Consider the following 13,035-nt stretch of genomic DNA (forward strand, 5'->3'; position numbering starts at 1 on the left):
ACGGTTGGTGGGCGAATCAAAGGCGTTGCCGGAGGCTGACACCTCGTCAATCCAGTCGCGACTGCTGCGCGCAGTTCCTCTTCGGGTGGTGGCGCCGTTGCTGGTCGGTGGGCTGATGCTGGTGTTGGCGGTGTACGCCTGGGCGTCCGGGGCCACTCGCTATGTCGAGAGTGCGGATCCTTACCCGGGGATGGGTACGGCTGTGGCCGATGTGGTCGGCAATTTTGCTGGCTTTGCGTTGGCTGCGGCGGTCCTCGGAGGGTTAGTTTCGGTGGTGCTCACCGCGTCTCCCGACTCGCAGGGGTTCATTGACGCTGCGGTGTATCCGGTGTTTCGCCGCGTCCGCCGCGCTGCAGGGTTTGGTGTGGTTGTTGCGGTGCTGATGGCGGTTACGTCGGCCGCGGACACCACTGGTGTGTCCGTGGGCGCGATGGTGTCCAGCGGCAAGGTTGGTTACGCGTTCAGTGTGAGTTTGCCGGCGCTGGCGTGGCTGGTTGTGGCGGCAGCGGGTGTCGTGGTGCTGGTCGGTTCGGTGTCGCTGCGGTGGTCGGTCCAGGTGGCGCTGGTGGTTCCCGCGACGGTCGGGGTGCTCGCGCTGCCTGTGGTCGGTAATGCCGCGCAGGGGCCTGACCACGATTACACGACCGGCGCGGTGATTGTGTTCGCGGCGAGCTTGGCGGTGTCGGTGGGGCTGCGGTGGGCCGACCGGTTTAGGGCTCGTGGTTTGGGGTCGGCGACCATCGACAGGGCGGCCGACCGACGTGTCAGCTATGTCGTCTTGGGCGCCGATGTGACAGCTCTGGTGGGCGCGGTGTGTGTGGTGGTGCTGCTGCGGACTCCGGGCGTGTGGTCGTCGGCTTTCGGTCGCGCTGCGGGGCTGTTGGTGGGTGTACTGGCGGTGCTTGTGATCGCCGATGTTGTGCGCCTGCGCCGGGGTGTGCCGATGTCGGCAACTGCTTCTTCCCTTGCCGCGGGGGCTGCGCTGGCAGCGGTGGCGTGTTGGGCGGTGATGGACACCCGGGTCGCACCCGGGTTGATTGCCCACCCATTCACTGCGTGGGACGTGTACCTGGGTTATTCGCTTCCTGGCCCGCCCGGTGTCGGGTCGCTGGTGTCGTTGTGGCGTGTTGATCTTGTGGTGGGTGTGGCAGCGGTGGTGAGCGCCGTGGGATATGTCGTAGCCGCCAGGCGGGAGCGGGGCGGTGGACATCGCTGGCCGATACGGCGGACCGCGTCATGGGTCACGGGCTGCGCTGTGGTGGTGGTATCCACCAGCTCCGGATTGAAGGCCTACGGCAATGCTCTGTTCAGCGTGCACATGGCCGAACACACGGCTTTGACCATGATCGCACCTATTCTGCTGGTGGGTGGCGCACCGATCACGTTGCTGTTGAGGGTGCTGCCAACGGCAGGTAACACTGGTGGAGCGGCGTGCCGGCGGGGACTGCTGACTCTGCTCGGCTCCCGAGGCGTACATCTACTGCTCAATCCAGTTGTCGCGTTCGCGTTGTTTGTGGGCTCGTCGTTTCTGGTGTACTTCACACCGGTGTTCGACGTACTCGTCCGCTACCACTGGGGGCACGTCTTGATGAGCGTGCTGTTTATCGCCCTTGGGTACCTGTTCTTTTGGGTCTCTGTGGGGATCGACCCGGGCCCCAAGCAGTTGCCGATTCTGGCGCGCCTAGGTCTGCTGTTCGCCGTCATGCCTTTTCACGCCTTTTTTGGTATCGCACTGATGACCTCCACGACGGTGATCGGTGAATCCTTCTACAGCCAGTTGCAACTGCCGTGGGGTCCCGACCTCGCGCGCACGCAGTGGGCGGGCGGTGTGGTGGCCGCAGTGATCAGCGAGATTCCGATGGTGGTGGTCTGCCTGGTGCTGTTGGTGCAGTGGGTGCGTGCCGAACGCCGGCCCGATCTGCCCGAGTCCGTCGCCATTGATGGCAGCGACTCTCGAACCGTCGCAGCGATGGTGTCTCAGCTGGCACCGACCCAGCAACTGTCACCCTCAGTGGTCTACACGCGCGAAGTTCTGCAGACGCAGGCTGTTGGAGACGACGAAAAACGATGACAAGGCCATTGCCGCCCCGGCGATCAGGGGGTTGAGCAGTCCAGCGGCAGCAAGCGGCAGTGCGGCGATGTTGTAACCGAACGCCCATGCCAGATTGGTGCGCATCGTCCGTCGGGTGGCCGAGGCGAGGTGCAGGGCCAACGCGACGGTGGTGAGATCGTCGCGCACCAACACGATGTCGGCGGCGCCGATAGCGACATCGGTACCGCCACCGATAGCAATGCCCAGATCCGCCGAAGCCAGAGCGGGCCCGTCATTGATGCCGTCACCGACCATCGCCACACAGGCACCGCTCCTGCGCGCGTCGTCGATGATGGCCACTTTCTCGGCCGGGAGCACCCCGGCGGTCACGTCATCGATGCCGACCTGCGCTGCTACGCGCTGCGCTGCGCCGGCGTTGTCGCCGGTGACCAACAACGTGCGAAGTCCCATGCGGTGCAACTCATCGACTGCCTGGCGAGCAGAGGGTTTGGCGCTATCGCGAATGTCGATGAGGCCCCGAACTGCATCATCGACTGCGACGTACACCGCGGTGCCACCAGAGCGTTCGACGTCAGCGCGCTGCGCGTCGAGCGCGGCAGGCACCGCAGCGGTACGGGCAATCCACGTCGGCGAGCCCACCTGCACCCTCAGGCCGTCGATCACTCCACGCACGCCACTGCCGACGTCGGTGACCACCTCGACCGGTGCAGGAAGGGACTGCGGACCGGCCGCTGCGGCGATAGCGGTAGCGATGGGGTGGCTGGTGTGCTGCTCGAGTGTCGCGGCCCAGCCAAGGATCAACTCCGTGCTGTTGTTGTCGACGGTGTACACGCCGCTGACCTGAGGTCGCCCATTGGTGAGAGTGCCGGTCTTGTCGAAGACCACCACATCGATCGTCCCGGACAGTTCCAATGCGGTATGCCCTTTGAGGAAGATTCCCAGTTGGGCGCCGCGCCCGGTGGCGATCACCAGGGCCATCGGCATGGCCAGGCCCAGCGCGCACGGGCAGGCGATGACCAGCACGGCCACCGCGGCGCTCACGGCGTGCTCCCAGGACGCTCCGGTTAGTGACCAGCCCACGACAGTGCTCACAGCCAGGGCGATGACGCATGGTACGAAGATCGCGGCGATACGGTCAGCGACCCGTTGAGCGCGGGCCTTGGCCATCTGTGCGCTATCGACCAGCGCGATCATCTCCGCAAGGCGTGTGTCGTCACCGACTGCAGTGACTTCCACCCGTAATCGCCCGTCGAGGCAGGTAGTGCCCCCGACTGCGGTGGAGCGGTGGTTGGCTGATACTTGCACCGGCGTCGTCTCTCCGGTCATCGCACTGAGGTCCACACTGGCTGTGCCCTCGATCACATGCCCGTCCGAGGGAATGGTCTCACCCGGCAGCACGATGAGTCGTTGACCGACTTTGAGTTCCGCCAGGGGTATGAGCATGCTCGTACCCCCTGCACACTCGACGCGGGCCTCGGTTGCGCGTAGCGCGGCCAGCGCGCTCAATGCCTGGACAGCTTGTGTGCGGGCACGCGCTTCGTAGTAGCGTCCCGCCAGCACGAAGACCGTCACGCCGGCGGCAACTTCGAGGTAGATCGAGTCACTGGAGAAGATCGCTGACCACACCCCCTGACCCGCGGCAGACATCGCATCGGCCGAGAACATCGAATACATCGACAGGGCGGTCGCGGCCAGCACTCCCAGCGAGACGAGGGTGTCCATCGTGGCCACACCGGTCCGCAACGTACGCACCGCGGTGCGGTAGAACGGCCACGCACAATAGGTCACGACTGGTGTGGCAAGCGCCACCAACACCGCTTGCCACCCGGGAAAACGCAGGTCCGGGATGACGGCGAGCACTACGGAGAGGTTGGCCAGCGGCACGAACAGGGCCAGCGCGACGATCAGTCGGGTGAACAGCGCCTTCGCCGTCGACGCATCCTCGTTGACAGGAGGAGCCTGCTCGGTCAGTTCCGTAGCCGAATAGCCTGCCGTGTGAACAGCGTCGATCGCATCGGCCACGCCTGCGTGGCTATCGAGTTCCACGGTGGCCCGCCGAGTAGCGTAGTTCACCGAGGCGCGTACGCCGTCAATCTTGTTGAGTTTGCGTTCCACTCGGGCTGCGCACGCACCGCAGGTCATGCCACCTACATCGAGTTGGATGCGGCGGGTCGAGTACGTGTCGTCAACGAGGTCGGTCACGAGTGGCGCTTTCAGTAGGCGGTGAGGTGAGTCATGGCACCGCAGGAAATGCGAAAAGTGTGTCAGATGGTGGCGGCCAACCTGGCGAAGCCACCTTCGGCTACTAAGCAGGGTAGTTTGTTCTAGACTGGCAGCAAAGACAAGGCGATCAGGCAGGCGACGGTGACTCAATTGGGTTCGTTGGAACGCGCAGTGATGGACGTGCTGTGGGGCGCTTCTGCGGCGATGAGTGTGCACGACATTGTCGATGCGTTGGCCGATCGCGATTTGGCGTACACGACGGTGTTGACCGTGGTGACCAATCTGCACAAGAAGGGCTTCGCCGGACGCGAGAAGATCAGCCGCGCCTACAGGTACTTCCCGTTGCAGTCGCGGGAGGAGGCGACGTCGCAGACACTGCGACGGGTGCTCGATGCCAGCGGCGATTCCACGGCGGTCCTGATGCATTTCGCGCGGATGGTTACCCCCGAGGAGCGCGAGGTCCTCAGTGAACACTTGTCCCGGACGCGGACGGATCGTCCGAGAAGGCGCTGAGAGTGTGAGCGTTGCTTTGGCCCACCTGGTGGGCGCGGCCGTGCTGGGTGTGTTGGGTCCTTACGTTCTCGACCGATTGCCACAGCGATGGTCACCGCGGGTAGTGATCACCGCATGGGTCAGCAGCATTGCCACTGCGGTGGGACTGCTTCTCCTGTCGGCGCTGTCGGCCTTATGGCCCGATGCGCCGCCTGCGGAGCGTTTCGTCGACACGTTGGCTCGGTGCGCTGGCGCTGTCCTGCATGCGGTGCGCGACGATTTCAGCCAGGTGTATGGCATCACCGTCGCCGTCGTGCTGTTCGCCGTGGTCGCTCGCACCGCGATGTCGTGCGCTCGTCACACGCGCGATGTGCAACGTGTGCAACGCCTTCATCGCGACGTCGTTGCGGTGGTAGGCAGCACCGAACCCGATACCCCCGACGTACTCTGGATCGATCATCCCCACCCCATGGCCTACTGCGTCGGCGGACGCAGCGGTTTCGTGGTAGCCACCAGCGCGCTGCGCACACGCGTGCCGGCCGAGGCGCGGGCAGCAGTACTGGCACACGAGTTCGCCCATCTAAGGTCTCGTCACGACCGGGTCCTGGCGGTCTGCGACGTCATGGCACGTGCTCTGCCCTTCGTACCGCTGTTTCGGCGGGCGCCAGCGGCGGTCGCGGCCCTGATCGAAGTGGATGCCGACATGTCGGCAGCCCGGGTCACCAGCACGGCTGCGGTACGCAGCGCACTGGCCCATGTCACCGGTCAGGGCGTAGGCCCCGGGACCCCCATGCAGCACTCCACGCGCTACCGGCTGCGCATGCTCGACAATGGCGTGATCGAGCCGACCAAATCGAAGTACGCAGCGGCGAGTGTACTGCCACTTCTGGGTGCCGCATTGTGTACCTTTGCAGCACTTCCGGTGCTCTCAGTTGTTGCGCATGGGCTCACCGCGTGAGTCCCCGCACCGCCACGTTCACTCTTCAGCAGTTAGTGTCGCAAACCCGGCGACGTTTCGTTCATCTGCGCCACCGGTAACGACGACCTTCACCGGCGCGTGTCTCATGGTGTTGCGCGCACGCCCCGCGCACGCCCCGCGCGCGCCGCGCCCGCGAGGCCCAGAGTGCATCTTCGCCATCGGACCCGCCAGCCGAGAGACTGTCGCAACAGGATGCATAATCCACGTCACCAGGGTCATACCGGGATCGCGTCAGCTATGCATCGGGGCGTGCAGTCTCGACATGGCCCACGTGGCGCTGTGCAGCACCACGCCCCGCAGGCAAGGCTCTGATCACGCAGAGTTGGGCCGATGGATGACGCGACCGGCTACCGCCGCAGCGCACGGCCGCGCGCTGGTTGTGCTGTGCGGGCCGCGATCGCGGCTGCTCCGCGGGCCGCGCAGGCTGCCGCGGTCGCCGCGATCAGCCACAGCAGCAGGGGAGTGCCCTGAGCGAGGACAGAACCTGCGAGCAGGGTCAACGCAAAGGTCATCAACGCGGTGTAGCCGACTGCGAGGATGGCGAACCATCGAGGAACGGTCAGCGGGCGGCGCGATCGCGGGACGGCGGCCTGGTCGAGGGCAGGGAAGGGGGAGTTGTTCACGGTCGGCTCTCCGGGTCGGGATCTGTAGATGCTTCATGGTCTCCGGTGGTCAGCGGCGCACGGCGGACTTCTTCTGCGGTCTCGCTGGGTTCACCGTGCCGTGTGCCGACGTGAGCTTCGGCGCGCATCCGCTCCACCATGTGCGGGTAGTGCAGTTCAAACGCTGGACGCTCCGACCGGATGCGGGGGAGTTCGGTGAAGTTGTGGCGCGGCGGTGGGCAACTGGTGGCCCATTCCAGGGAGTTGCCGAAGCCCCATGGATCGTCGACGGTGACGACCTCGCCGTAGCGGTAGCTGCGGAAGACGTTCCACAGGAACGGCAAGGTCGAGATGCCGAGGACGAACGCGCCGGCGGTGGAGATGATGTTGAGCGTGGTGAAGCCGTCTGAGGGCAGGTAGTCGGCGTACCGGCGGGGCATGCCTTCTGCTCCGAGCCAGTGTTGCACCAAGAAGGTGAGGTGGAAGCCGATGAACGTCAGCCAGAAATGGATCTTGCCCAGGCGTTCGTCGAGCAGACGTCCGGTCATCTTCGGGAACCAGAAGTAGATGCCGGCGTAGGTGGCGAACACGATGGTGCCGAAGAGGACGTAGTGGAAGTGGGCCACCACAAAGTAGCTGTCGGAGAGTTGAAAGTCGATGGGTGGGCTGGCCAGGAGCACACCGGTGAGTCCGCCGAAGAGGAAGGTGACCATGAAGCCGACCGAGAACAACATCGGTGTCTCGAACGTCATGTGGCCCCGCCACATTGTGCCGATCCAGTTGAAGAACTTCACGCCCGTCGGCACCGCGATCAGAAACGTCATGAAGGAGAAGAACGGCAACAGCACGGCGCCGGTGACATACATATGGTGCGCCCACACCGCGACCGATAGGGCGGCGATGGCGAGGGTGGCGTAGACCAGTCCTGAGTACCCGAACAACGGTTTACGGCTGAAGACCGGGAAAATCTCGGAGACGATGCCGAAGAACGGCAGCGCGATGATGTAGACCTCGGGGTGACCGAAGAACCAGAACATGTGCTGCCAGAGAATGGCGCCGCCGTTGGATGGATCGAACAGATTCGCGCCGAATTGACGGTCGACTTCGGCGCCGAGCAGTGCCGCGGTGAGCAGCGGGAACACCAGCAAGATCAGGACACTGGTGACCAGGATGTTCCACGTGAAGATCGGCATGCGAAACATCGTCATTCCCGGTGCGCGCAGACAGATGACCGTGGTGACCATATTGACCGCGCCCAGGATGGTGCCCAGACCGGACACTGTCAGTCCGAGAAACCACATGTCGGAGCCGACGCCGGGTGAGTGAATGGCGTCGCTGAGCGGGGTGTAGGCGGTCCAGCCGAAGTCGGCGGCACCACCGGGGGTGATGAAGCCGGCGATCGCGACGGTCGAGCCGAAGACGAACAGCCAGAAGCCGAGGGCGTTGAGCCGCGGGAAGGCGACGTCGGGAGCGCCGATCTGCAGGGGCAGTACGAAGTTGGCGAAGCCGATCACGATGGGGGTGGCATACATCAGCAGCATGATCGTGCCGTGCATGGTGAACAGCTGGTTGTACTGCTCGGTCGAGAGGAACTGCATGCCCGGCGTCGTGAGCTCGCCGCGCATCAGCAGCGCCATCAGGCCGCCGATGAGGAAGAACGCGAAGCACACGACGATGTACATCATGCCGATCAACTTGTGATCGGTCGTGGTCAGCAGCTTGTAGATGAATGACCCTCTGGACTTGCGCCGCTCGGGGTAGGGCCGCGTAGCGACCACCTCGGGTGGGCGCGGGGACACCGCGGTCATCAGGCCTCCATCTAAGTCGGACAAACGGTGGCCCTGATCGAGCAACACGCGCATCCTGCGTGCGACTTCCCGGGCCGTAACTACGGACTGTAGTCGATTAACTACTAGGTAGCATAGTTGGTACTGGAATCCCGAATCTCGGGCGAGTACCGACATGGCGGCAACGAAAAGTCGGCTCCCTCACCAATGTCAGGCGCGGAGGGTCATCGCGGTTACGCGTCGCTGCTCCCTACCGCCAGAGTTCTGCACTTCCGCTGCTCGGCGGTTCGTTGGGAGGGATAGTAGGTTCGGCGTCGCCGTCGGCGGGCAGACGGACGCCGCGTTCGGCGAGCCAGCTCACCGGGTCGAGGGCAGCACCGGATGCATCGGCCACCTCGAAATGCAAGTGGGGGCCGGTTGAGTTACCTCGGTTGCCAACCGTGGCAATGGGTTGGCCGACCGTGACCGGAGCCGCTACCTCGATGAGGTTGTCGTCGTTATGGCCGTAGGTGGTGACTGTTCCATCGGCATGTCGGATACGTACCCACAATCCGAAGCCTTGGGCAGGGCCGGAGTTGATCACTTCGCCGTCGGTGACCGCGAAAATCGGCGCGCCGAGGTCGTTGCCGATGTCCATGCCCTGATGACCTCGACCGTCACCGAAGGTGGAGGTGATTCGACCATTCGTCGGAGCGACTACGGACCCCGGCGACGGCGACGAATAGACGGGTGGACCGTTCGGTGCGGGATGCGGGGTCGCAGGATCGTGGGGACGCATCTCAAATGCCAGCAGCGCCAGCAACCGCCCGATCGGTAGCGCGTCGACAACCAGTTCGGCAGCTGCTCGTCCCGCACTGAGAACGGCGGCAAAGCAACCCACCGCAGTGATGGGGTCATCCGTTGGCTCCGACGGCTCGACCGGGCGCGCACGATCGGCCAGACATGTGCTGACGGTCCGGATCTCGTCGGCTAGTTCCCCCATCGCCGGCCCCCCCAAGGATGCCGAGATCGTCTCGGCGACCAGTTGGGCGAACTGCTGGGCCACATGGGTGTCATCTGCGTCGGCGCGCGCTCGAGCGTCAAGCGAGAGGCTCAGCAGAACCGCAGCAACAATTCCCACGGCCCCCAGCCTCAGACAGGGCCGTGGAACGCCGCAGCGGCGAATGAGGGACGACATAGGCATGCCAGCGAGACCTTCCGGAGACGGGCGCGACGCACTGACGTTCAGCACCGCACGCCAGGTGCACATGAGGCCCCGATTGGCAGCCCTCCGTTCGAACCATAGGCCCCACAGGTCACAGCAGTAACACGATCCGGTTGAGCGTCAGTCGCAACTGGCGGCCGTTACTACTAGGAAACGTAGTTGCAGATAAGCAATGATGCCCAGCCTCGGGACCTCGACCGAATCAAGCGGAACCGCAGCTGAGCGCACCGATACGTCAGATGAACGCGGCAGAACCCTCGCCGCGGGACGTGGGTCTACGGGCCGGTGCAGATCGCAAAAACTACGGCTATGTTGACAACGCGAACGTTGATCTACCACGCTGCGTAGTAGATCAAGGTCAAGGAGTGCTGGTGCAGCAGGAGAGAAGGATAACCGCGGTGCGGGCGGCAATCCTGGCGCTGATGTGCGTGGTGCCGTGGGTAGCGTCGGGTTGTGGTAGCGCTGGCGACGACGCCGTTGCGCAGGGGGGAACCTTTCAGTTCGTCTCACCCGGCGGGCAGACGGTCATCACCTACGACCCGCCTGCAAGCCGTCAGAGGATCGCTGACGTCTCAGGCCCTGATGTGGTGACCGACCAGACCATCGGACTCGACGACTTCGCAGGCAAAGTCGTCGTCATCAACGTATGGGGTTCGTGGTGCGGACCCTGCCGGGGAGAAGCCGACGACCTCGAGCATGTCTACGCCCAGAACAAGACCTCGGGGGTCGAGTTCCTCGGTATCAATCTGCGCGACAACCGGCAAGCGGCGAAGGACTTCATTGTCGACAGGAAAGTCGCCTTTCCCTCGATCTACGACTTTGCCGGCATCACTCTGGCTGCGCTGACCACTCCAACGTCGGTGGTGCCGACGACCATCGTGCTCGACCGCGACCACCGTCCGGCCGCGGTGTTCCTCAAGGCCATCACCGCCGACGAACTCGGGGCAACAGTTCAGCGCGTCGTCGCTGAGCCTGTGACACAACGCCCATGACGGCGCAGTCAGTCGAACTGCAAGCCTCGGTCGGCGAGACGTTTGCTGACGTCGTCGCCAGCGGTCCGCTACTGCTGGCGCTGCTCGCATGCGTGATCGCCGGGCTGGTGTCGTTCGCCTCACCGTGTGTGGTCCCGCTCGTCCCGGGGTATCTGTCTTATCTGGCTGGCGTGGTCGGCGCCGAGGCGCCAGCGGTGTCGGTGGGGGAGTCGAATAAACGGGGTCGCTCGCGTGTGGCGCTCGCCGCAGGCCTGTTCGTCATCGGTTTCACCGTGGTTTTCGTGGCAGCGACCGCCACAGTACTTGGGGTCACCACGACTTTCGTGGTGAATCGTGAAGTCCTGCAACGTATCGGCGGTGTGGTCACCATCGTCATGGGCTTGGTGTTTATCGGGCTGGTGCCGGCACTGCAACAGGAACGACGGTTCGCCCCCCGCCGCGTCTCCAACATCGCCGGCGCCCCGTTGCTCGGCGGGGTCTTTGCACTCGGGTGGACCCCGTGCCTGGGGCCCACACTCGCGGCAGTCATTGCTACGGCCAGCGGCACCGAAGGCGCCACCGCAGCCAAGGGCGTCGCGCTGATCGTGGCGTACTGCGCCGGCCTTGGCATTCCTTTTGTTGTGCTTGCGTTTTCCTCGGCGTGGGCGTTGCGAAGCCTCGGCTGGTTGCGGACCCACGCCCGCATGATCCAGATCGCCGGCGGGGCCATGATGATCGCGGTGGGCATCGCCTTGATCACCGGCCTGTGGGATCAATTCATCGTGTGGGTCCGCGACGCGTTCATCACCGATACTCAACTACCCATCTGAGCCCTGTGGTGGCGGTCCCGATCCGACGTCACCGCTTCCCCCTGTTTCCGGTCACCGCACCCTCACGAGACCGAACAAACACCGCCTCCACGCCGCCAACGTCGGGCCATCTCAGCACATCCCGAGTCAGTCGTGACGTGATCCGCTGGTAGCGTTCCGCTCCGGTCTGTCATATAGTCATATGCGCAGGTATTGATATATACGGGTAGCGTGGCTATCTGGGTGTGGATGAGAGGGAGTACGAAGTATGGGAGCCGGACACAACCACGGACCAACCGATCCTGCGTCCAGCGACTCGTCGCTGCGTGTCCGTCTGGCGATAGCGTTTGTTCTGACGGGGATCATTGTCGTGGCCCAGTTGGTCGGGTCGGTGATCACGGGAAGTCTGGCGCTGCTGACCGACACCGCGCACGCTGCGACAGATGCGATCGGGTTGGCGGTCGCGCTGGTCGCAGCAACCGTGATGCACCGTCCGGTCAGCAAGACTCGCACATGGGGACTGCGGCGCATCGAGGTCATCGCCGCTCTGGGGCAGGCCTCGCTGCTGCTTGCTGTCGGGCTCTACGCCGCTGTTGAGGGCGTGCGGAGACTGTTCGCTCCGCCAGAGGTTCCCTCGACCGAATTGCTGATCTTCGGAATCATCGGGCTCGTGGCGAACATCGTCGCCATGCTGGTGCTTGCCTCAGGACGCGGGGCCAACTTCAACATGCGAGCGGCGTTCCTGGAGGTCCTCAACGACGCACTGGGATCGCTGGGTGTGATTGTCGCCGCGATCGTCATCGCTACCACCGGCTTCCAACAAGCCGACGCACTGGCCGGCCTGTTCATTGCGCTACTGATCGCACCCCGCGCCCTCAAGCTCATGGCAGAGACGACGCGAGTGCTGATGGAGTTCACGCCCAAGGAGATCGATTTGGACGACGTCAGGGCCCACATTCTCGAGATGGACCGCGTGCAGGACGTGCACGACCTCCACGCATCGACGGTGGCCACTGGTCTCCCGGTCATCAGCGCTCACGTGGTGGTCGATGACGACTGCTTCCAGGACGGCCACGCCCCCACGATCTTAAATGACATCCGAACGTGCGTGGCGACCCACTTCGCCATCTCGTTCGAGCACTCCACCTTCCAGCTCGAGACCAGTGCCCAGCGTCACCAGGAGGAAGCGTTGGCAGCCCATCACCCGTGAGGGGTGGCGCATCGACGACACCCACGGCCGCCGGTCTGCGCACGAAGTGCACGATCGTTGCCAGGGGAGAGACGATGCTTCACCCCTGTCAATCGGGCCACGGTCACACCAGCGTGGACCAGTACCACCAGAAGCGTTCGATGATGAGGGCGATCACCGCCATCGCCCACACCAGCGGTATTACGGTGTGCACCGTGAGGATCGCATCGAGGGCTCGGCGTGCTCTCCCGGGTGGGCAGACATGGTCGGCATTGCGCAGGCTCACATACCAAAAGGCAACTACGACAACGACCCACACGGCCATGCAGTACGGGCAGAGCGCGTTGATTCGGTACAGGCTCTGGAAGATCAGCCAATGGACGAACACCACCGCACCCGTCAACCCACTCTGCAGCCCGATCATGACCCAGGTGGGCGGCCGGCTCCCCATCAGGACCGCGACAGCGATCAGCGCGGAGAAGCCGGCGATTCCGAGCAGTGAGTTGGGGAACCCGAAGACGGCTGCTTGGGGGGTGTCCATGACCGATCCGCAATTGACGATCGGGTTGATACTGCAGGTCGGTGTGTACGCCGGATCGGTTGCCAGTTCGAACTTTTCAACCGTCAGCGTGAACGCAGCGATGAGCCCGATACCTCCGCAGACCGCAAGGATCCACGCGAGCAATCGCGGAGACACTGAAAATCGTGTAGCTGCCGCCGAGGGTG

General features: G+C 64.2%; 11 protein-coding genes. 6 read left to right on the forward strand and 5 right to left on the reverse strand.

Annotated elements, in window-relative coordinates; translation table 11 throughout:
• Positions 1–7 precede the first annotated feature (7 nt).
• Positions 8–2,071 carry a cytochrome c oxidase assembly protein gene (locus ABLE92_RS16060; RefSeq protein ID WP_348805784.1) on the forward strand — a complete coding sequence of 688 codons (2,064 nt, stop codon included), beginning with the start codon at positions 8–10 and terminating at the stop codon, positions 2,069–2,071.
• Here the strand turns inward: ABLE92_RS16060 and ABLE92_RS16065 are convergent.
• The gene (locus tag ABLE92_RS16065) at positions 2,009–4,255 is read right to left on the reverse strand and encodes a heavy metal translocating P-type ATPase (protein ID WP_348805785.1); all 2,247 of its coding nucleotides are present in this window, start codon (positions 4,253–4,255) and stop codon (positions 2,009–2,011) included. The two genes, ABLE92_RS16060 and ABLE92_RS16065, sit on opposite strands and share 63 nt — an antisense overlap.
• 162 nt (positions 4,256–4,417) lie before the next feature.
• Here ABLE92_RS16065 and ABLE92_RS16070 point away from each other — a divergent pair, with 162 nt between their 5' ends.
• Both ABLE92_RS16070 and ABLE92_RS16075 read left to right on the forward strand, forming a co-directional pair.
• Entirely contained in the window at positions 4,418–4,789 is a 372-nt protein-coding gene (locus tag ABLE92_RS16070) for a BlaI/MecI/CopY family transcriptional regulator (protein WP_055476900.1), read from the forward strand.
• Between the two features lie 4 nt (positions 4,790–4,793).
• Complete coding sequence (locus tag ABLE92_RS16075) at positions 4,794–5,726, forward strand: M56 family metallopeptidase (RefSeq protein WP_348805787.1); 933 nt, start codon at positions 4,794–4,796, stop codon at positions 5,724–5,726.
• Positions 5,727–6,094: 368 nt separating this feature from the next.
• Here the strand turns inward: ABLE92_RS16075 and ABLE92_RS16080 are convergent, their stop codons facing one another.
• The 3 genes from ABLE92_RS16080 to ABLE92_RS16090 form a co-directional block, all read right to left on the reverse strand.
• Complete coding sequence (locus ABLE92_RS16080; RefSeq protein ID WP_055476898.1) at positions 6,095–6,370, reverse strand: hypothetical protein; 276 nt, start codon at positions 6,368–6,370, stop codon at positions 6,095–6,097.
• Positions 6,367–8,157, reverse strand: a complete 1,791-nt coding sequence (gene ctaD, locus ABLE92_RS16085; protein ID WP_348805788.1) for an aa3-type cytochrome oxidase subunit I — start codon at positions 8,155–8,157, stop codon at positions 6,367–6,369. Before ctaD ends, ABLE92_RS16080 begins: the two co-directional genes overlap by 4 nt.
• 229 nt (positions 8,158–8,386) lie before the next feature.
• Positions 8,387–9,319 (reverse strand): M23 family metallopeptidase, encoded by a 933-nt coding sequence (locus tag ABLE92_RS16090; RefSeq protein ID WP_348805789.1) that lies wholly within the window; start codon positions 9,317–9,319, stop codon positions 8,387–8,389.
• Between the two features lie 443 nt (positions 9,320–9,762).
• Between ABLE92_RS16090 and ABLE92_RS16095 the strand changes: the two genes are divergently transcribed.
• From ABLE92_RS16095 to ABLE92_RS16105, 3 genes are all read left to right on the forward strand, one after another.
• Positions 9,763–10,332, forward strand: a complete 570-nt coding sequence (locus ABLE92_RS16095) for a TlpA family protein disulfide reductase (RefSeq protein ID WP_348805837.1) — start codon at positions 9,763–9,765, stop codon at positions 10,330–10,332.
• Complete coding sequence (locus ABLE92_RS16100) at positions 10,329–11,141, forward strand: cytochrome c biogenesis CcdA family protein (protein WP_348805790.1); 813 nt, start codon at positions 10,329–10,331, stop codon at positions 11,139–11,141. Before ABLE92_RS16095 ends, ABLE92_RS16100 begins: the two co-directional genes overlap by 4 nt.
• A 247-nt stretch (positions 11,142–11,388) precedes the next feature.
• Entirely contained in the window at positions 11,389–12,330 is a 942-nt protein-coding gene (locus ABLE92_RS16105; RefSeq protein WP_348805791.1) for a cation diffusion facilitator family transporter, read from the forward strand.
• Positions 12,331–12,433: 103 nt separating this feature from the next.
• On the opposite strand, the gene ABLE92_RS16110 is transcribed toward ABLE92_RS16105, so the two are convergent.
• Positions 12,434–13,006, reverse strand: coding sequence for a vitamin K epoxide reductase family protein (locus ABLE92_RS16110; protein WP_348805838.1), 573 nt, complete (start codon positions 13,004–13,006; stop codon positions 12,434–12,436).
• Positions 13,007–13,035 lie beyond the last annotated feature (29 nt).

Origin of the sequence: Gordonia oleivorans, assembly GCF_040044975.1 — a bacterium.
Lineage (GTDB): Bacteria > Actinomycetota > Actinomycetes > Mycobacteriales > Mycobacteriaceae > Gordonia > Gordonia oleivorans.

What these genes read in the sequence shown, in the direction of transcription:
- ABLE92_RS16095 (WP_348805837.1), top strand. Translation starts at nt 9,763, where the DNA reads ATGTGCGTGGTGCCGTGGGTAGCGTCGGGTTGTGGTAGCGCTGGCGAC.
- ABLE92_RS16105 (WP_348805791.1), top strand. Translation starts at nt 11,389, where the DNA reads ATGGGAGCCGGACACAACCACGGACCAACCGATCCTGCGTCCAGCGAC.
- ABLE92_RS16090 (WP_348805789.1), bottom strand. Translation starts at nt 9,319, where the DNA reads ATGCCTATGTCGTCCCTCATTCGCCGCTGCGGCGTTCCACGGCCCTGT.
- ctaD (WP_348805788.1), bottom strand. Translation starts at nt 8,157, where the DNA reads ATGACCGCGGTGTCCCCGCGCCCACCCGAGGTGGTCGCTACGCGGCCC.
- ABLE92_RS16100 (WP_348805790.1), top strand. Translation starts at nt 10,329, where the DNA reads ATGACGGCGCAGTCAGTCGAACTGCAAGCCTCGGTCGGCGAGACGTTT.